At 59.3% G+C, this 19,974-nt stretch carries 17 protein-coding genes; 7 read left to right on the plus strand and 10 right to left on the minus strand.

The window, feature by feature from the left end:
- Window positions 1-2 precede the first annotated feature (2 nt).
- The 8 genes from AB3U87_RS02900 to AB3U87_RS02935 all read right to left on the minus strand — a co-directional run bounded on the left by AB3U87_RS02900 (window position 3) and on the right by AB3U87_RS02935 (window position 7,974).
- Window positions 3-959, minus strand: a complete 957-nt coding sequence (locus AB3U87_RS02900; protein ID WP_253458318.1) for an AEC family transporter — start codon at window positions 957-959, stop codon at window positions 3-5.
- A 57-nt stretch (window positions 960-1,016) separates the two neighbouring features.
- Window positions 1,017-1,808, minus strand: a complete 792-nt coding sequence (mdcE, locus tag AB3U87_RS02905) for a biotin-independent malonate decarboxylase subunit gamma (RefSeq protein WP_253458315.1) — start codon at window positions 1,806-1,808, stop codon at window positions 1,017-1,019.
- Window positions 1,805-2,641 carry a biotin-independent malonate decarboxylase subunit beta gene (locus AB3U87_RS02910; RefSeq protein WP_253458311.1) on the minus strand — a complete coding sequence of 279 codons (837 nt, stop codon included), beginning with the start codon at window positions 2,639-2,641 and terminating at the stop codon, window positions 1,805-1,807. Before AB3U87_RS02910 ends, mdcE begins: the two co-directional genes overlap by 4 nt.
- A complete protein-coding gene (gene mdcC / locus AB3U87_RS02915; protein WP_253458307.1) occupies window positions 2,634-2,933 on the minus strand; it encodes a malonate decarboxylase acyl carrier protein in 300 nt (99 codons plus the stop codon). Before mdcC ends, AB3U87_RS02910 begins: the two co-directional genes overlap by 8 nt.
- 9 nt (window positions 2,934-2,942) lie before the next feature.
- Complete coding sequence (locus AB3U87_RS02920) at window positions 2,943-3,800, minus strand: triphosphoribosyl-dephospho-CoA synthase (protein ID WP_394148346.1); 858 nt, start codon at window positions 3,798-3,800, stop codon at window positions 2,943-2,945.
- Entirely contained in the window at window positions 3,800-5,455 is a 1,656-nt protein-coding gene (mdcA, locus tag AB3U87_RS02925) for a malonate decarboxylase subunit alpha (protein ID WP_253458301.1), read from the minus strand. Before mdcA ends, AB3U87_RS02920 begins: the two co-directional genes overlap by 1 nt.
- 353 nt (window positions 5,456-5,808) lie before the next feature.
- On the minus strand, window positions 5,809-6,393 hold the full coding sequence (locus tag AB3U87_RS02930; protein ID WP_253458298.1) for a cupin domain-containing protein: 585 nt from the start codon (window positions 6,391-6,393) through the stop codon (window positions 5,809-5,811).
- 678 nt (window positions 6,394-7,071) lie between these two features.
- Window positions 7,072-7,974: a hypothetical protein gene (locus AB3U87_RS02935; protein ID WP_394148349.1), complete on the minus strand. Its 903-nt coding sequence runs from the start codon at window positions 7,972-7,974 to the stop codon at window positions 7,072-7,074.
- 644 nt (window positions 7,975-8,618) lie between these two features.
- Between AB3U87_RS02935 and AB3U87_RS02940 the strand changes: the two genes are divergently transcribed.
- The gene (locus AB3U87_RS02940) at window positions 8,619-9,101 is read left to right on the plus strand and encodes a YlaC family protein (RefSeq protein WP_125287235.1); all 483 of its coding nucleotides are present in this window, start codon (window positions 8,619-8,621) and stop codon (window positions 9,099-9,101) included.
- A gap of 4 nt (window positions 9,102-9,105) precedes the next feature.
- Here AB3U87_RS02940 and AB3U87_RS02945 read toward each other — a convergent pair whose 3' ends face one another.
- Both AB3U87_RS02945 and AB3U87_RS02950 read right to left on the minus strand, forming a co-directional pair.
- Entirely contained in the window at window positions 9,106-10,533 is a 1,428-nt protein-coding gene (locus AB3U87_RS02945) for an aminotransferase-like domain-containing protein (protein ID WP_394148351.1), read from the minus strand.
- Between the two features lie 57 nt (window positions 10,534-10,590).
- Window positions 10,591-12,723, minus strand: coding sequence for a putative bifunctional diguanylate cyclase/phosphodiesterase (locus AB3U87_RS02950; protein ID WP_394148353.1), 2,133 nt, complete (start codon window positions 12,721-12,723; stop codon window positions 10,591-10,593).
- Window positions 12,724-13,261: 538 nt separating this feature from the next.
- On the opposite strand from AB3U87_RS02950, the gene AB3U87_RS02955 reads away from it, so the two are divergent.
- From AB3U87_RS02955 to tcuC, 6 genes are all read left to right on the plus strand, one after another.
- Window positions 13,262-13,828, plus strand: a complete 567-nt coding sequence (locus AB3U87_RS02955; protein ID WP_125287232.1) for a spore coat protein U domain-containing protein — start codon at window positions 13,262-13,264, stop codon at window positions 13,826-13,828.
- A gap of 74 nt (window positions 13,829-13,902) precedes the next feature.
- Window positions 13,903-14,382 (plus strand): Csu type fimbrial protein, encoded by a 480-nt coding sequence (locus tag AB3U87_RS02960; RefSeq protein WP_253461218.1) that lies wholly within the window; start codon window positions 13,903-13,905, stop codon window positions 14,380-14,382.
- Between the two features lie 18 nt (window positions 14,383-14,400).
- The gene (locus tag AB3U87_RS02965) at window positions 14,401-15,117 is read left to right on the plus strand and encodes a fimbrial biogenesis chaperone (RefSeq protein WP_394148354.1); all 717 of its coding nucleotides are present in this window, start codon (window positions 14,401-14,403) and stop codon (window positions 15,115-15,117) included.
- Between the two features lie 3 nt (window positions 15,118-15,120).
- Window positions 15,121-17,517, plus strand: a complete 2,397-nt coding sequence (locus AB3U87_RS02970; protein WP_253458286.1) for a fimbria/pilus outer membrane usher protein — start codon at window positions 15,121-15,123, stop codon at window positions 17,515-17,517.
- Window positions 17,514-18,512, plus strand: coding sequence for a Csu type fimbrial protein (locus AB3U87_RS02975; protein WP_253458284.1), 999 nt, complete (start codon window positions 17,514-17,516; stop codon window positions 18,510-18,512). Before AB3U87_RS02970 ends, AB3U87_RS02975 begins: the two co-directional genes overlap by 4 nt.
- 139 nt (window positions 18,513-18,651) lie before the next feature.
- Window positions 18,652-19,971 carry an MFS transporter gene (gene tcuC, locus AB3U87_RS02980; RefSeq protein ID WP_394148356.1) on the plus strand — a complete coding sequence of 440 codons (1,320 nt, stop codon included), beginning with the start codon at window positions 18,652-18,654 and terminating at the stop codon, window positions 19,969-19,971.
- Window positions 19,972-19,974: the final 3 nt, after the last annotated feature.

The raw sequence follows: 19,974 nt of genomic DNA on the forward strand, positions 1-19,974 counted from the left end.
TGCTACATTCCTGCGGTTAATGAAATAAACAGCGGCAGCGTCACTATGCTCAGCACGGAGGTGATCAGCAGAGTGGCTTCCGCATCCGGCGACTCCACGCCGAAGCGATTGCCGAACACCACGCCAAAGAAGCCCGCCGCCAGCGCGATCATCAGGATCGAGGTGATCGCCAGCGGGCCGTGCAGCCCCAGCGCCAGCACAATGCCCCAGGCGATAAAGGGCTGAATAAGCAGTTTAGTCACGCTGGCGACGATCACCGCCTGATTGATCCTGATCTGACGTGCGGAGAGGATCAGCCCGGTCAGAAACAGCGCCGTCGCGGTAGCGGCCAGTCCCAGCGGCCGGATGGTAGAGAGCAGCAGCTCCGGCATATGAAAGCCAAAAGCGGAAAGCACCACGCCCAGCAGCGGACACCAGACGATAGGCTTAATCACGGATCGCCACATCAGTATTGGCAGCATCGCGGCGCTGGAGTGCTGCGTGCCCTCGGTTTTCGCTTTTTCACGCTCGAGGATCAGCAGGCAAAACGGCGTCATCAGCACCGAGCCACAGGCTATCGACACGGCGACCGACAGCGAGGTTTCGGGCGTTGAGCCGAGCACGCTGCCGAGGATCGGCAACCCCAGCGCGGCGTAGTTGGGCAGCGCGACGGTCAGAGTCAGCACGGCGGCATCCTGCGGCGCTTTGTGAAACACGCGGGTGCAGAGAAAATAGATGGCGGCGTAGGCTATCCACATCGCCAGCACCAGCACCACTACCAGCGGCGCCTGCCCGACGATACCTGCCCAGGGCGTTTGCACCGTGGCGGTAAACAGCGCCGCCGGCAGGGCGAAGTCCATGACGAAAACGTTCAGCAGGGCAACGTTGTGGTTATCGACCTTCTTTGCCTTACCGGCGTAAAAACCCAACAGCATAATGACGAAAATTGGAGCCAGAGCATGAACGATCACGTAAGTCATAACTTGCGCCTCGCAGGCTGAACGCGTCAGGGCAGGATTGCCCGCTGTCTTGCTGGATTACCAGGCCGCGCGCATTTTTTCGCGCACCAGCGCGGAGCTGCGGCGGTTTTCGCCCTTAAGGCGATGAAGAGCGGGATCTTTACGCGCCGAGCTGACCGCCTGCTCCAGCGATGCGCGAACCCGCTGAACATCGTCATCTTCAGGCGCATCCGGCGAGGCGATATCCAGCAGCTCTTCCAGCAGACCCAGCGTCTGGTAGTTGCCGATGTCGTAAGCCATTGGCGCAATGGTCTGTGCCAGCTGTTCCAGCGCCTCGATGCTGCGCAAGGTGATGCGCGCCGCCGCCGCTTTGCCCATTGCGTGCACCATCACGCCCGGATCGTTAAAGGCGATCAGCCGGTTTGCCTGGTAGCCGTGCGCCAGAAACGCGCCGGACATCGCTTTACCGACGATCAGCCCGATCACCGGGTGTCCGGCCAGCCTCGCTTTGGCATAGGCGCCTACCGCCGCCGCCAGCGCCTGGTGGATGCCGAACGCCTCTTCGCGACGGCCATAGGCCTGGCTTGGTACGTCAATCACCGCCACAATCGCCCGCTTCTGCGCTTTATCCGCATCCGCCACGATCGCTTCATCGATGACTTTGGCCAGCGTCCAGCCTTCCAGCAGGCCGACCTCGCCTTTAGCGGCGCGCGGAAAGTGGTTTTGCTCGTCCGGCACCACCGCAATATAACGCGCGGTTTCTTCGCCCAGCGCCGCATCGGCCGCCTGCACCGAAGGGCAAAGTCCGCCCAGCCTTTCAGCCCCATTGGTTAACAGGCTGAGCCATTTTTCACCACGACTGACGCTCATCCGCGATCCTCCCTTGCATAGACTTCGTTAACCTGCTGCGCATCGGCCTGTCGCTCGGTGTTCATTTCGCTCAGGCGCGGCAGATAGTAGCTGTACTCGTCCGAACGATGCTGTGCGGGCACGCCGCGCGCGATCGCTTCGTTCATCGCTTTTTTCACCGCATTGGCGCCGTCGGGCACCAGCACGTCGGCCAGCCCGCTGCGATAGCGCGCTTCGCCGCCGGTCATGCTCCAGATAAAAGGCCGGTCGCGGGAATCGTATTCCGCAATACCCGCCTCCTGTTCGATAACCTGCGGGCCGTTGAGGCCGAGCCTCGCTTCACGGGTGACGATCAGCGAGCTGCACAGCCCGGCGGCAATAGACATTCCGCCAAAGCAGCCTACCGTACCGGCGATGATGCCGATCACCGGCGTATAGCGACGCAGATCGACGATAGCGGCGTGGATATCCGCAATGGCCGCCAGGCCGAGGTTGGCTTCCTGAAGGCGCACGCCGCCGGTTTCCAGGCAAAGCACCGCCCGCGTCGGAATACCTTTGCGGTTATCTTCGGCAGCCAGCTCCAGCGCCGTCGCCATTTTCGCGCCGGAAACTTCGCCCATGCTGCCGCCCTGAAACGATCCTTCAATGGCGACGACCACCGCTGGCTGACCGTCGATGGTACCTTTCATCACCACCATGCCGTCATCGGCCTGCGGCACGATGCCCTGCGCAGGCAGCCAGGGCGACATAATGCCGTCAAAAGGATCGAGCAGCTCGCGTCCGCTGCCTTCGTCCAGCAGCAGCCGCGCGCGCTGGCGGGCCTTAAGTTCGATAAAGCTGCTGTCATCACGCATCTGCGGCCTCCTCAAAAACCTGCTCAATACGAATACGCGCCACGCCAGGCGTCGCACCGAAATCGTGAATGGTCATCTCGCCCGCCGGCAGCCCGGAAAACGCGCTCAGGCGATCGAAAAGCGCCCGCCAGCGTGTTCCGCTGTTGTCGACGGAGGTGGTCAGGTTGACCGTCAGCTGCTGGCCCGCTCCGGCCACAAACAGCACTTCCATATCGCCCGAGCCCACCACGCCCGCCAGCGCTTTACCGCTGAGCTGTCGCGTGGCCGACAGGGTAAACGTGATCTGTTCCATAAAATCCTCTCAGAAAGTGGTGTCGCCCAGCCTGTCTACAAACAGCGTGGCGGCAAGTAAATCGGCGGCGCCGCCGGGCGAGGCGTTCAGCGACAGCATGTGTGCGTCCAGCCTGGCCAGCGTGCGCTGCCCGTGCGGCGTTTGCGCCCCTCCGGCATCCAGCACGGCGCGCGCGCCGTTCTGCATCGCCACCAGCCCGTAAAGCCCGGCGCGGGAAAGTACGCAGGTATCGCTGAGCGAACTCATGATCGCCATCAGCGCGTTCAGCTGTGCCTGCGCTTCCGTCGCCCCGTCGTGCCTGCTGTGCCTTAGCTGCGGCAGCCCAAGTTGCATAATGTGGGGAAAGCCCTGCTGCGCCTCTTCGCGCGCGCCGGGCACCTGATAACGGCGCGTCGCGCGCAGCCCTTTGCTGAAGAGTTTCGGTGCCTCGTCATCCGGCAGCTGTGCCAGACTGGCCGCCGCCTGCGCGACCTGACGCTCGCTGCCCTCACCTGCCAGCATGGCGCTGGCGCTGACCAGCAGGCCGGTTGCCCAGAGCGCGCCGCGATGGGTGTTGACGCCGCGCGTCGCCTGCATCATCTGCCGTTCGCCTTCACGCCCCAGCCTGCCTACCTGCTGCCGCAGCGCGATATCCGCCGGACGCTGCCAGCAGTGCAGCGCCAGAGCATAAAACGCGGGCGTCAGGCTGCGCGCCGAGGCCTCCATCAGCGCCAGCGTCAGATCCCGATGCGCGCCGCTGCCTCTGCCATCGACCAGGCCGGGCTTGGGCGTCAGCCGGGCTTCGTCGATCAGGCAGCGCGTGGCCAGCTCCGCCAGCCGCGCGGCCTGCCGCTCAATATCGCTCAGCGAACATGAAGAAGGTTTCATTACCAGCTCCGGAACTTAGCCGGCGGCTGATAAAGCCCGTCCGACCACTCGACCAGCTCCGCCACGCTGCCCGCCGCCAGCAGCGAACGGGTGGCTTCGGTACGGCGAATGCCTAAATCTTCCGGGAAGGCGACTTTGCCCTCGCGGCGTAGATCGGCCACTCTTTTCGCGTCCACGCCCAGGCCGATATCGGTAATGCCCGCCACCGCCGCCACCATTGCGCGGCGCTCCTCCAGCGATTTGGCGCGATAGAGATAGGCGATGCCCTCTTCGGTCAACACGTGGGTGACGTCATCGCCGTAAATCATCACCGGCGCCAGCGGCATCCCTGAGGCTTTCGCCACGTCGACCGCATCCAGCTTTTCAACAAAGGTCGGCTTGCCGCCGCCCTGGAAGGTTTCCACCATCTGCACTACCAGCTTGCGGCCGCGCGCCAGCGGATCCGGCTCGTCAATCATCGCCAGCCAGGCAGGCGTGGCGTGGCGACGGCCGTGCGGATCGTGCCCCATATTCGGCGCGCCGCCGAAGCCGGAAAGCCGACTGCGCGTCACGGTCGAGGAGTTAGCCAGGCCGTCGACCTGGAGCGTGGAGCCGATAAACATATCGACCGCGTACTGCCCCGCCAGCTGGCAAAACGCGCGGTTGGATCGCATTGAGCCGTCGGCGCCGGTAAAGAAAACGTCGGGACGCGCCGCGACATAGTTTTCCATGCCCAGCTCGCCGCCAAAGCAGTGCACGCTTTCAACCCAGCCGCTCTCTATTGCCGGGATCAGCGTGGGATGCGGGTTCAGCGTCCAGTGGCGGCAGATTTTGCCTTTCAGCCCCAGCTTTTCGCCATAGGTCGGCAGCAGCAGCTCGATGGCGGCGGTGTTAAACCCGATGCCGTGGTTCAGCGACTGCACCTGATGCTCGGCATAGATCCCCTTGATCGCCAGCATTGCCATCAGGATATGCTCCTGTTTGATCAGGCGCGGATCGCGGGTAAACAGCGGTTCGATAAAGAAGGGTTTGTCGGCGACGACGACATAATCGATCCAGGATCCCGGAATATCGACGCGCGGCAGATCGCACTCGTCATCGACCAGTTCGTTGACCTGAGCGATAACGATGCCGTCGTGAAAAGCGGCGGCCTCCACCAGCGCGGGCGTGTCTTCCGTACTCGGCCCGGTGTAGAGATTGCCCTTGCGGTCGGCTTTATAGCCGGCAATCAGCGCGACATTGGGCGCAAGATCGACATAAAGCCGCGCATAGAGTTCGACATAGGTATGGATGGCGCCGATTTCCAGCTGGCCATCTTCCAGCAGCTGAGAAATACGCAGGCTTTGCGGCCCGGAGAAAGAGAAATCCAGCTTGCGCGCGATCCCCTTTTCAAACAGATCCAGATGCTCGCTGCGTCCGACGCTGGGCATGATCATATGCAGATCGTGCACGATCTCCGGATTAACTTCGGCCAGGCTACGTGACAAAAAGTCCGCCTGTTTCTGGTTATTACCTTCCAGCACCACGCGATCGCCCGGCGCGATCAGCCTCTGTAGCAAATCGACCAGATCGTCGGTCGGCAGCACTTTGCCGTTGATACCGAGCTGCTCGATGCGGCGTTTTTTTTCACTTCGACGTGTATCCCATACGCGGTTGGACGTTTGTCCCGGCAGCATGTAAACCTCCGTAACGCAGTAGGCGGGGGATCGGCTTATGCAGACGACAGCGCCGATCCGGCGGATGAATTTGAAGGTAGCCGCCGGTGAAAGATTGCGCAAACCGATGAAAAAACAATTGGGTAACCAGCGATGACAAAATATTTTTTTCACAGCTTGCCGCTGGCCCTGCCGGGCGTGGCGCTGTTTTAGCGGCAGAACCTGTGGCGCCGGGCCAGTGCTGCGCTGTGGATGCGGCCCGCTTCGGCAAAGAGACGCGTACGCCAGTACCCGTCTAAAAAAGAGACATTATTAAAAAAATATTTGGCAAAGCGCGCCTGACGGGGCAGACGCGCTGAGAAGAAGGGAATGGATCAGTTCTGTAAAGGATGCCAGATTTCAGTCACCGCGCCTTCACCGCCGGTGAGGGGATCGTGCTGCGGTACAGGTACGCGCTTAATAGCCAGTAGCGAGGCTTCCACATCTTCCAGATCGCTGCGTCGCGTCACCGGCTCCATGCCCTGTGGATAGGCGCCGACGGCAAAAAAATCTTCGCTGGCCGCCAGCTGCTGATGGCCAACGCCTGCCGGGATCAGGATCGCATCGCCCGCGTGAACGGTGACCGCCCTGCCCGTTTCGCCGCCGAAAAGGATTTGCGCCCAGCCAGCGCCGATACCCAGCAGCTCATGGGTGTTGGGATGATAGTGGGTATAGGGATAAATCGGATAGCGCCAGCGCGGCGTCCAGCGATGGCTGGCGAACGTTTCTTCAAACCAGGCCGCCACATCTTCCACCTCACCCGGCACCGCGCGCGGATAAATAATCAGCGGCAGCGGATTGTTCGGCACGCCGCTGGCTGGCTGAAAGGTCATATATTGCGGATTGTTCGACATACCCGCAGAAAAGGTGCCGGCTGCAAAAGACATCATCGCAAGCAGGTTACCAGCATGGGTTAGCATAAGATGCCTCCTGTAATTTCGGTGTTAATTAATTGTGGCACCTGGCGGCAAAGATGCAATCATTACGATCGGTTTTTGATCACATAACTTCTTAATTTTTCTCGACTTAACTCAAATTATTCACCCGCCTGCCTCGGAGGCAAAATGTAAGGCCATTTTGCATTCCGAAAATAGCCCACGCGCCTGCCAAAAAAAAACGATTTAGTAAAAACAGGCTGGTTTTAAAAAGAAGAAAATAAAATTAAACGGCGGCTTAATCACTTAATAAACATAAGGGATTGATCACCGGAAAAATGGGAAAACCGCGCTAATGCCCCTGGCTAACCAGGAGGTTAGTTCATGGTTGCTCGCTATCTGATTCATCACGGGCTGGTTGATCCGGATTCAGCATCGCTGCTGCATTGTGAAACGGCCGAGCAGCGAAAGCTGGGCAATGTCGGTTAAAGCTGCCGATGACTCTGGCATACTATCCTGCTGCCGGAAACGCACGCGCCGGTGACGGCCACTGCTCCTGTGCGCTCCCGCAAAGAGAAACGGAAACCCACCGCAGAAGCCACCGATTGCCCGCCTCTGGCGCTCGCCGTGCCTGATGCAGAACATAATGCTGCTTACCCTGATTGCCTGGCTCGGTTTATAGCTGCCCGAAGCGGGCGCCTGTTCACGGCCGCCCGCCGCCTGTTATGAAAAAGCTTCCCTGCGCGCAGCCCGATGGCTGGCGGCAAAAAGCGCGCTCAAGCTTTCTTTATCCAGTTCAGGCGAAACCGCCGTCAGCAGCAGGAGCAGGCTAAGGGCACGCCGGCAAAGGTCGGCAAAATTATTCTCCCAGTCGGTAACGAGATGACCGGGAAAAAAGTTATGGCAGAGTTCATAAAACAGAAAATTACCGAGGATCTTTCGCCGCGCTCTGCTCGCTTTTTGCAGGCCGCGCCACGTCTGCCGTAGCGTCTCCTCACCCTTTTTCCGCATCGCTTTCAGCTTGTGCAGTCTGGCGTCGCTATCCACCAGTAACCATATCGGCAGCGCCTCCAGACGTTGCCCGGCGACCGGCGGAAAGCCGTGTTCATCCTGCTGCAGGCAAAAATCCTGCACCAGCCGCTGGCGGCCGGCGGGCTGTAGCCACGTCTCCAGCAGCGCGGCCCGCCGCTCCGGGTCAAGCGGGCCAGACTGACGAATAAAACCGTACAGCGCATAGAGCAACAGCACAGGCTCAGTCCGGAAAGCGGCAAACAGCCGCAGGCAGTGCTGATTCATCTGTAAACGCTCTGCGGAGAGTTCGGGTAAATGTTCGGCCAGGTCTTCGCTGACGCTCAGGGTACAGGACGCCGTCAGGCTCAGGATTTCCGCCGCCGCCCGGTTGCAGCTGATATCCGCGCTGTGGCGCACGTGGTTATTCCAGCGAAACTGCAGCAGCGGCGAGGCGCCGTCGCAGCCAGAGCAGCCGCAGAGATGAATGTTTTGCCGCAGGCGCAGAACGTAATCGGGCGTCCAGACGCTGGCCGTCACGCCTTCCGTTAATAATGATCGTGCGCTATCCGTACCATTTTCTTTTCTGCTATGGATGCTGGCAAAATTATTTTTCATCGTTGTCACGCCGCCCCGGGTTGGATTGAGCAAAATAATTAACAAAAAAACAATATTTCCCTATTTTCATCCTGGCAATCCTTACCTGATTTAACTTGTTATCTGTTTATTTGAAGGCAGCTTAATATTTAAAAACAGAATTAACCTGGTGCTTCATCCGTTATTAAGAGAGTACAAACATATAACAAGCCAGCGGCCATAACAAATCGGCACGTCACGCATTTTAATTGCCGAAACCTGTAATTAAATTAAACAAAAGCGTATTAGCGCCTGGCGCGGACAGATTTCTGTCGCCCGCCTTTTTCAAGGCGCCACTCGCTTTTTTCATTATGTTTCTTGCGCTTTCAGGCAATTTATTTCCCCTGGTGATAATAGATCCCGTTATCGATTAACTTATTTATGCCGAAAAAAAAGAGGTATATAAATTGAAAGAGGCTGTTGTTCCGGCTGCGGCGGCGATCCCGTCGGCATTTCACCCCGCGCGCTCCGCCTGCGGCAGTCGGCGGCCGTTCTGACGCGTTCTGGTAACAAGAACGTTAATTTTGTTATATGGGCAACTGTTATAGCTTTATTCGCATTAACTGTGTCTGCCCTTCTTGCGCCAGGTGTGGTCTACTGATGCCTGTACCAAGAGGAGGTTCAGAGTGGAAGACGTTAAACAGATCCTGCTGCGCGAAATCGACACCCTTAATCGTGAAGAACAGCGCGATAACCGACCGCGTTTCAGCTTCAATTTTCTGAAAAGTCATCCCGGCTTATGGGCGTCGATGTATGTCTGCTACGCCCTGACCGTGGCGCTGATTTTTACCACGGAGTTTCTGGGCTGGCCTGCGTTCTGGGGCGCCACTTTTTTCGTGCTGCTGATGAGCGGCCTGATGCTGCTGGATGTCAATCCGCGCTACCGCTTTGAGGATATCGATACGCTCGATCTGCGCGTGTGCTATAACGGCGAATGGTATTATGTGCGTACCCTGTCCGACAAGGCGATCCAGGATATCCTTGCCAGCAGCCAGGTGCCGGACAACGTTAAGCAAGGCATTCAAAAGCTGCTGCAGCTGAAAGGCGAAGTCGATTTTTACGACGTTTATCATCTGACCTGGGGCCAAAAACGCGCCTCTGCCGTCTGATATGTCAGGGCCAGCGCTGGCCCTGAAGCATTTCCGCAATCAACCTGCCCAGCGTCGCTACCGCCGCCTCCCGCGAGTCATTCCATTCCCAGGCCGTATTAAAACGAAAATAGTTGGCATACTGCTCGCTGGTAGAAAACATTTTACCGGGCGCGATACTGATTTTCTCGCGCAGCGCCCGATAGTACAGCTCGGTGGTGTTAACCGCTTCCGGCAGCTCGATCCATAAAAAGTAGCCGCCCTGGGAGTCGTTGATTTTGGCGCTGGCGGGCAGATGCCGCCGCAGCGACTGCCGCGCCAGGCTTTTGCGCTGCTCCAGCTGCTGGCGCAGCCGGCGTAAATGCACGTCGTAGCTGCGGCTGCCCAGGTAGTCGACCAGCGCCAGCTGCATCGGCGCGCTGGTTGAGATAGTGCTCATTAATTGCAGTCGCTGGATGCGCTGCGCGTGTCTGCCCGCCGCCACCCAGCCCACGCGAAACCCCGCCACCAGATTTTTAGAAAAAGAAGAGCAGTGCAGCACGCTGTCCTGTTTCTCAAACGCCTTTGCCGGCAGCGGTTTTTCGCTGCCGAACCAGAGTTCGCTATACACATCGTCCTCGATCAGCGTCACCTGATGCGCCTCCAGCAGCGCCACCAGCGCCTGCTTTTTCTCGCGGCTTAGCGTGCAGCCCAGCGGGTTCTGCTGATTCGACATCATCCAGCACGCTTTGACCGGCAGCTTCGCCAGCGTGGCGGCCAGCTCCGTCAGATCGATGCCGTGCTGCGGATGCGAGGCGATAGCGACAGCCTTGAGCTGAAGCCGCTCGATAGCCTGTAGCGCGCCGTAAAAACAGGGGTTTTCCACCACCACCCAGTCGCCGGGCGCGGTGACCGCCTGAAGGCTCAGGTTCAACGCCTCCATCGCGCCGTTGGTGATCACGATCTCTTCTGGCGAAACCTGTATGCCCTGTAACGCATAGCGCTTGGATAGCGTTTTGCGCAGCGCCTCGTTGCCCGGCGGCAGGTTGTTTAAGGCGTCCGCCGGTTTTAACGAGTGCGAAACGGCGGAAAGCGAGCGCATCAGCTGGCGCTGCGGAAAGAGTTCAGGATCGGGAAAAGCGGAGCCGAAAGGCATGATGTCCGGGTCGCGACACGCCTGCAGCACCTCAAAAATAAAGTCGTTGATATCGACCGATTCCGTGAGCTGCACCTTCTGGTGGCTGGCGGGCTGGCTGAGAAATTCCGCCCGTGGCGCTACGTAGTAGCCGGACTGCGGCCGGGAGACGATCCAGCCCTGGCTCTCCAGCACCTGATAGGCGTGCATAACGGTCATCAGGCTCATCCCGCTCTGCGCCACCTGCTCGCGCAGCGAGGGGAGTTTTTCGCCCGGCAGCCAGATCTCACTGGCGATCTGCTGCTGGATTTGGTCGATTAACTGCAGATATTTTGCCAAAACTGTTACAGGCCCGTGCTCAGGAATGAGCAACTATTATAGTTAGCCGGGCTGCGATTAAACAGCTTTTGACACCGGGATCTTCTCCTCCGCCGCTTTTTTCTGTTCCGGCGTGCGGTTGGACTCGTGGTTGCCCGCATACAGCTTCAGGTGCGGCACCTGCTCAGGGGGAACCGGTTTGCCCAGCAGATAGCCCTGTAGCGAGTTGCAGCCCAGGCCGGTGAGAAAGGCCTGCTGCTCCTCCGTCTCTACGCCTTCCGCCACCACTTTCAGATTCAGCGTCTGCGCCAGCGCCACGATAGCGGTAACGATAGTGGCGTCTTCGCTCTGCGTATGCAGCTCGTTAACGAAGGCGCGATCGATTTTCAGCTCGCTGGCGGGCAGACGTTTCAGATAAAGCAGGCTGGAATAGCCGGTACCGAAATCGTCAATCGAGGCTTTCACGCCCAGTTCGGTCAGCTCGGTTAAAATACGCACGCTTTCGTCGGGATCGCGCATGGCGGTAGTCTCGGTCACTTCCAGCGTCAGCAGCTCTGGCGAAATCTGATGTTTCTTCAGCGCGGCGACCACCGTTTCCACCAGTCCGGCCTGCTCAAACTGGAGCGACGACAGGTTGACCGCTATCGACCATTGCGTATTGCCCATTCGATGCCAGACGCTCAGCTGGCGACAGGCTTCGTTAATCACCCAGTTGCCGATGCTGACGATCAGCCCGGTTTTTTCCGCCAGCGGCAGAAAAATGTCGGGCGACAGCAGCCCGCGCTGCGGATGCTGCCAGCGGATTAGCGCTTCAAACCCGACGATAGGGCCCTGCGGCGCGCAGAATTTCGGCTGGTAGAACAGGCGCAGCTCGTCGTGCTCCTGCGCCAGCCAGAGATCGTTGATCAGCTGTAGCTGGTTTTGCGCGATGGTGTTCATCGACGGCTGGAAGAAGTTATAGCCGTTACGGCCGTTGTTTTTGGTGTGGTACATAGCGGCATCGGCGTTGAACATCAGTTCCCGCTCGTCGTTGCCGTCGCCCGGATAGACCGCAATACCGATGCTCAGCGACACCACCAGCTCGTAACGCGAAATCAAAAACGGCTCGTCGATAGCCTTGACCAGCATATCGGCCACGGCGGCGGCATCGTTCGGCTCGCTGATTTCCACCAGCAGCACAAACTCGTCGCCGCCCAGCCGCGCCAGCGTATGGTGCCCGATCAGTAAATTTTTCATCCGCTCGGTGACCGCGACCAGCAGGTTATCGCCAACGTGGTGACCAAACGCGTCGTTAACGGCCTTAAAACCGTCCAGATCCATAAACATCAGCGCGAAAGCGGTCTCTTCCCGCACGGCCTTGCTCAGCGCCTGATCGAGGCGATCTTCCAGCAGAATACGGTTAGGCAGGCGGGTTAAGTTGTCGTGCAGCGCCAGCTGGGCCAGCTCGCGGTTGGCTTCCGCCAACGAAGAAGCCAGTACCGACGTTCTGGCCTGCAGGCGCGCGTCGAGCGTGGAAACCACCAGCGTAATACCCAAAATAGAGAGCGTCACCACCACGACCAGCATCGCCAGCCAACTGCTGTTCACGCCCATCTGCGTGGCGTGGCTGCCCATCGGGAAGCTGGCCGCCGCCATGCCGCTGTAGTGCATCCCGGCGATGGCGGCGCCCATAATCAGCGCCGCGCCGGCGCGCAGCAGCGCTAAATGCCCTTCGCCCTGACGTAGCTTAAACGCCAGCCACAGCGCGGCCGTTGAGGCGCCCAGCGCGATCGCTATCGACAGCGCAATCCAGCGCCAGTCCCAGACGATACCCGGTTCAAACATCAGCGCGGCCATGCCGATATAGTGCATCGCCACCACGCCGGTGGCCATCGCCAGCGCGCCGACCATCAGACGGGCAAAGACCAGTTCACCGTAGCAGACAATCCACAGCGCAAAAATCGAGGCGACTACGGCTACAAACATGGAAATCAGCGTGAGCAGCGGATCGTAGCTCATCACCATCGCCAGGTTCATCGCCAGCATGCCGATAAAATGCATAGACCAGATGCCGATGCCCATCGCAAAGCCACCGCCAACCAGCCAGACGCGGGCCGCTTTCCCCGTAGAGGTTGCCACCCTGCCCGCCATATCCAGCGCGGTATAGGATGCCAGGAAGGCAACAAAGATGGAGACGATAACCAGTAGCTGGTCGTAGGAGCTCATAAGCATATGCAAATCTCTGAAGCAAAAGCCAGATTACTGGCACCGGGTAAGGGAATAATAAAGCTGATAAATCGATTTCAACAATTACGGTATCGGCTAAAGAGTAGTCAACTTTACCCCTGGTGGCATAAAGCGGCCATGCCCGGCTGCGGACTCGGGCTTAACCCATCTATCTCCTTATAATTAAACGGGTTTATTATCTGTTTTTTTTGCTTAACGACCTTAGCATCCGCTCTTTTTTTTGCCCAGCAAAACCCAGGGCCAGCGCTGATTATTTTTTGTCAGGCGTCTTTTTTCATGCTACAGCAAGCAGGTCTGCTTTTGTTTCAACTCATTAACAAAATTTTGCGTTTCGCTTAGCTCAGCGTTCAAGGCTGTTCTATAGTTTTAAACATAACAGAAATTGGTCAATCTGGCTTTTATCGTGGATAGCGGCCAACATAGCTCTTTCCGGCTCTGCGTTTTACCTGCATCGCGGCCATTTTTTACGCTTTTACACCGGGCGAAAAAGCACTTCCATTGGTCTGATCGGTAAGGAATGATTATGAAAATGAAGCTTTTTTTGCTGGGCTGCGGCTTGGGTCTCGGCGTGGCCTCTTCCGGCTTTGCCGCCACCACGACGGGAACTATCAACGCCACGCTGGTCCTGACCACGGGTTGCCTGGTCAATGGCCAGACCGCCACCACCGGTGTTAACTTCGGTACCTTAGACTTTGGTAGCAGCGCCGCGACCTTTGATACCCTGAACGCCACCTTAGTTGGCGCGCTGGGCAACGGCATCTTTGTGCGCTGCACCACTGGTCAAACCTATAACGTGCAGCTCACCAGCAGCAACGCCGCGCCCGCTACCGTGTTTGGCGAAGTAACCGCGCAGCCTCGCTATCTGGTGCTGGGCAGCAACGCCACGCAGGGCATTGCCTATACGCTCTATAACTCCACTTCCTATACCACGCCCATCGCTAACAACACTAACCTGACCAGCACGGGCACCACGGATCCGACCAATGGCGACAACTACCCGATTTACGGTCGTATTACCGGCGGCGGTTTTAACGCAGCGATCCCGGCAGGTACCTATACCGATACGATTAACGTTGCCGTGAACTACTGATTGACGGCGGCAGGGAGCACGTCGTGTCGGGGCAGGAAAGAACATCGGCGGGCTGGCTTAGCCCGCTTTGTGTCGTGGTTTGCTGTATCAGCTTTCCGGCCGGAGCGCTGCCGACGCAGACTTTTCAGGTGACGGCGTCGGTAGTGAACGGCTGCGTGATTTCCGGCACCAATACCGGCGTGTTCGGCACGCTGAACTTCGGCACCCGCCCCGGCGTCGGTTCGGCTTCTGCCAGCGCCAGCTTTGTTCAAAGCTCCACGATTACGCTGGCCTGTACGCCGGGCACTGCGCTAAGCATGAGCATTAACGGCGGCAGTAATTATTCCAGCACGCGTAATCTTAAAATTGCTAATAACACCGATTTAGTGGCCTATGCGCTTTACACCAGCGCCACCGCCAGTGCGGCAAGTGCGATCCCGGTCAATCAGAACGTGGCGCTGACCTACAGTAACGCCAATAACATCACGCTGCCGATATATGGTCGGCTGCAGATGAGCGGCGTTCGGCGGGCCGGGACTTACAGCGACACGCTGACGGTGACGCTGAGTTGGTAAACAGGGAGAAAGTATTTCATGAAGACGCTACGTATTATCACACTGCTGGCCGGACTGACGGTTAGCTCACTGCTGCCCGCGTGGGCAGGAAATTCGGTGCTGATCTGGCCCATCGATCCGAAAATCCACAGCGGCGATAAAGCCACCGAGCTGTGGCTGGAGAATCGCGGCGCAGCGACCACGCTGATGCAGGTCAGGGTTTTCACCTGGCAGCAGCAGGACGGACACGAACAGTATCAGACGCAGCAAACGGTGGTCGCCAGCCCGCCGCTGGTAAGGATAGAGCCGGGCCAGAAGCAGCTGGTCAGGCTGATTAACCAGACCCCGCCGCCCAAAGGCGAGGAGCGGGCTTACCGGGTGCTGCTGGATGAGATCCCCACGCCGCAGCAGCCTGGCGAAAATCAGGCGGGCCTTAATTTCCAGATGCGCTATTCCGTGCCGCTGTTTACCTATGGCGAAGGCCTTTCAGCCGACACGGCCCGCCCCGACCTTAGCTGGCGCCTCGTTAATCAGAACGGTAAGTCAGCGCTGCTTATTACCAATAACGGCAGCGGCCACGCGCGGCTAAGCAACGTTTCGCTGGGCGGCCGGACGCTGTCAAACAGCCTGTTCGGCTACGTGCTGGCGCGATCGAGCAATACGTTTCCGCTTAATTTCCCGGCGTCTGACCGCTCGCAGCTCAGCGCGGAACTGGATAATAACCAGACCTGGCGCAGCGGCAGCTCTGCGCGCTAGCCGATGAACGGGCGCCGCTGCTCCCTGGCCCTCTGCCTGTTAAGCTACCTGCTTTCTTCAGCCGGTCGCGCGGAAACCTATTCCACTTTGCCGCCGCCGCCGTCGCCAAACGCGCCGGGCGCCAGCCAGCAATATATGCTGGGGCTGGTGATCAACGAGCAGGACAACGGCCAGGTCGTGCCGGTGGAGTTCCGTGATAACCATTATTATCTGCGCGCGGGCGATTTGCAGCGGGCCGGCATCCCTTCAGCGCTGATCACCTCGTCGATGATGGATGTTTCCGCCATGCCGCAGGTAAAAGCCGACTACGACCAGGCCCGCCAGCGCCTCTTGCTGACGGTGCCGCCCGGCTGGCTGCCGCGCCAGAAACTGAATAACGAGGAGCGGAACGGCCCGCGCTTTCCTGGCAGAACCTCTACCGGCGCGCTGTTTAACTACGATCTCTACACCAGCCGTACCTCTGCCAGCGGCAGCCGCCTTTCCGCCTTTAACGAGTTTCGCCTGTTTGGCACGCTGGGGCAGTTTTCCAGCAACGGCGTCTGGCAGCAGCAGCTTTCCGGCCAGACGGCAGGCTCGCAGAACGAGGGCTATCTGCGCTATGACACTTACTGGAGCAATCAGGATGAAACCCGTTCGCTGAGCTGGCGCGTGGGCGATCTGATCACCGATTCACTGGCGTGGAGCAGCAGCGTGCGGCTGGGCGGTATTCAGATCGCGCGCGACTTCTCCGTGCGCCCGGATCTGGTGACCTATCCGCTGCCCTCTTTCTCCGGCCAGGCGGCGGTACCTTCCACGGTCGATCTCTTCGTCAACGGCTATAAGAACAGCAGCAATGACGTACAGCCCGGCCCCTGGTCGATGACCAATATGCCGTTTGTTAACGGCGCGGGCGAAGCGGTAGTGGTAACGACCGACGCCGCAGGCCGACGCGTCTCCACCACCATGCCCTTTTACGTCTCCAGCAGCCTGCTGAAGCCCGGCCTCTCTGACTTCTCTTTTTCCGCTGGGGCGCTGCGCAATAATTACGGCATCAAAAGCTTTGACTATGGCTCCGCCGCCGCCAGCGGCTCCTGGCGCTATGGCCTGACCGACTGGCTGACGCTGGAAAGCCATGCCGAAGGTGCGGACGCGCTGGCGCTGGGCGGCGCGGGCGGCCAGGTCAGGCTGGGGTCGCTCGGCGTGGTCAATGCGGCGCTGGCGCAAAGCCAGATGAGCGGCGAACATGGCAATCAATACAGCTGGGGCTATCAGTACAGCAACAGCCGCTTTAACATCGGCACGCAGCATATTATCCGCTCGGCGGGCTTCAGCAACCTGGCGCTGTACGGCGATCGCAACAGCGGCCTGGCGGGCACGGAATACACCCTTAGCCGCCGCAGCGCCCAGTACAGCGCCAGCGTCTCGCTCGATCGCTTCGGCAGCCTTGGCGCGGCCTTTATCGACATCGTCAGCGGCAGCGGCGACCGCACCCAGCTGTGGAACCTTTCCTGGAGCAAAAATATCTGGGGCAACAGCAGCCTTTACGTTTCCGCCAGCCGCGACCAGCGACAGGGCGACTGGACGGGCACCATTTCGCTGGTGATCCCGTTCAGCGAGCGCGGCAACGCCAGCCTGAGTCTGGATCGCGACCAGCAGGGCACCACCTCGCAGCGCGTAACGGTTTCGCGCTCCATGCCCACCGACGGCGGGCTGGCTTACGACGCCTCCTGGGCCAACCAGAGCAGCGGCGGCGACTATAAGCAGGCCAGCCTGAGCTGGCGCAACCAGAAGATTGAGACTTCAGCGGGCTTCTACGGCGATGGCGATTACACCACCGAATGGGCCGACGTGAGCGGCTCGCTGGTGCTGATGGACGGCAGCTACTTCGCTGCCAATGAGGTTAACGATGCCTTTGTGGTGGTGAAAACCGACTATCCCAATATCAACGTGCGCTACGAAAACCAGCTGATGGGCAAAACGGACGCCGGCGGTCATCTGCTGGTGCCGGGCATCAGCTCCTATTATCCGGCCAAATATGATATCGACACGCTGGATCTGCCGGCCGATATGACCACCTCCAGCGTCGAGCAGCGTTTTGCCGTCAAGCGCAACAGCGGCTATCTGCTGCATTTCCCGATTGAACCGCTGCGCGCGGCCAGCGTGATCCTGCACGACCAGAACGGCGAACCGCTGCCCGTTTCCACCCAAATTATTCGCGCGGGCGCCGCGACGACCTATGTCGGCTGGGACGGTATCGTCTGGATGGAAAACCTGGCTGCCGTTAACCCTTTCCGCGCGGAAACGCCGGACGGACGCCATTGCGAAGCGAAGCTCGACGTGCCGGGCGGTCGCCCGACGTCGCTACAAACTTACGGGCCGCTGACCTGCGCCCTTTCCGCTGCCTCAGGAACCTCACCATGACTTTGCCAATAAGATCGATCTTCCACCTGGCGCTGTTTTCGCTGCTGATGCTCTGCTCGCTATCCGGCTGGGCGGCCTGCACGCTGCCGACCTCTACGGCTACCTTTGGCAGCGTCAGCTCTTTTACGGTAAACACCACGGTGAGCAACACCACCGCCACCGTTAACGTCAACTGCGGTTCGGGCAGCGTGCTGTCGCTGCTGTCCAGCGATTACATCCGGTTTCAGCTGGCCAGCGCCACCTACACCAGCAGCACGCGCGGCGCGCTGAAAACCTCCAGCGCCGGGACGGATCTTATTCCGCTGCGCGTATGCAGCGATACGGCCTGCGCCACCGAGATGCTGATCGGCGGCACTACGGTCAACTTCAGCCAGGCGCAGCTGCTTAATTTGCTGGGAACAGGCGGCGGACAGAACTTCGCTATCCCGCTTTATCTGAGGACGCTGACCGGCCAGGTGGTGGCCGCCGGTACCTACACGGTGACGCTGAATATTCTGGTCAGCTATAACATCTGTACCGGCATTGGCGCGCTGGGCGCCTGTTTGTTGGGCAGTCAGCAGACCGGTTCCGGCACGGTGCCCATCACCACCACGCTGGTGGTCACCAACGACTGCACCACTATTACCGCGCCTAACGTCAGCTTTGGCAGCGCGCCGCTGGTCGGCAGTTTTAACGCGGTTTCGCAGTCCATTAATGTGATCTGCACCAAAGGCAGCACCTACACGGTTGGCCTGAGCAACGGCGGCTATGCGGTCGGCGCGCAGCGCTATATGGCCAGCGGCAGCAACCGGCTCGCCTATGAAATTTATAAAAACGCCACGACCTCGCGCTGGGGGCCGACAGGTACGGAGCGCGTCGCCAGCTCGGCGGCCAACAGCATTACCACCGACGGCCTGACCCGCACTTTTAATTATACGGCGCGCATACTGACTTCGCAGGCCACGCCGCCTGCGGGCAACTATAGCGACAGCGTAGTGGTGGATCTCTCTTTTTAGGGCACGGTTTGCCCCCGGATAGTGCATTGTTAATTATTTGTTACCAATACGTATACATCCGGCGCCTTAACGGTGATGCCTGTCACATTAATGTCCGCGCGGGCGCGATAAAAGATAAGAAAAACTGAAAGGACAGGCTATGACATCTTTTTCTTCTTCGGCGAAAAAGCCGCAGGGCAGCGCCCGCACCATCTTCAATGTGACCAGCGGCAACTTCCTGGAAATGTACGACTTTATGGTGTTTGGTTACTACGCCACGGCGATTGCCAAAACCTTTTTTCCGGGTGACGATCCTTTCGCCTCGCTAATGTTAACGCTGATGACGTTCGGCGCAGGTTTCCTGATGAGGCCACTGGGCGCGATTATCCTCGGCTCTTATATTGACCATCACGGACGGCGTAAAGGGCTGCTGCTGACGCTGGGCCTGATGGCGATCGGCACCTTAACCATTGCTATCGTGCCGGGCTACAACATGCTGGGCGCGGCGGCGCCAATCCTGATCCTGCTGGGCCGTCTGTTGCAGGGCTTCTCGGCGGGCGTGGAGCTGGGCGGCGTTTCGGTCTATCTCAGCGAGATCGCGCCGAAAAACCGCAAGGGCTTTTTTGTCAGCTGGCAGTCCGGCAGCCAGCAGGTCGCCGTGATTTTCGCCGCGCTGCTGGGCCTGGGGCTGAACCATCTGCTGGCGAAAGATCAGGTGACCGACTGGGGCTGGCGTATTCCCTTTTTCATCGGCTGCCTGATTGTGCCTTTCCTGTTCTGGGTCAGGAGAATGCTGGAAGAGACCGAAGCCTTCAGCCAGCGTAAGGTGCACCCTTCCATGCGTCAGATCGTGCGCGGCGTCGCCAGCAACTGGGCGCTGGTGCTGGCAGGGATGCTGATGGTGGTCACCACCACCGTGATGTTTTATATGATCACCGCGTTTACCCCGACCTTTGGGAAAACGGTGCTGATGATGAGCGATAAGCAGAGCTTTTTGGTGACGCTGTGCGTTGGCCTGTCAAACCTGATCTGGCTGCCGATTATGGGCGCCGTCTCCGATCGCTACGGCCGTCGTCCGCTGCTGATCCTGTTTACCGTACTGATGATCGCCACCGCCTGGCCGGTGCTGCACTGGCTGGTCGGCTCGCCAACCTTCTCTCATCTGCTGGAGGCCGAGCTGTGGCTGTCGTTTCTCTACGCCAGCTATAACGGCGCGATGGTGGTCTATCTGGCGGAAGTGATGCCCGCAGAGGTGCGCGCGACCGGCTTTTCGCTGGCCTACAGCCTGGCGACGGCGCTGTTCGGCGGTTTTACGCCAGCGATGTCCAGCTATCTGATCCACGCCACCGGCGACAAGGCGATGCCCGGCGTCTGGCTGACCTTCGCTGCCGTTTGCGGCCTGCTCGGCACGCTGCTGATCAAACGCCTGGTACAGCAGTATCAAACCCGCCAGACCAGCGAGCCTGTGGCGCAAATGTAGCGC

This window comes from Erwinia plantamica (assembly GCF_043420595.1).
In the GTDB taxonomy this organism is placed as follows: domain Bacteria; phylum Pseudomonadota; class Gammaproteobacteria; order Enterobacterales; family Enterobacteriaceae; genus Erwinia; species Erwinia aeris.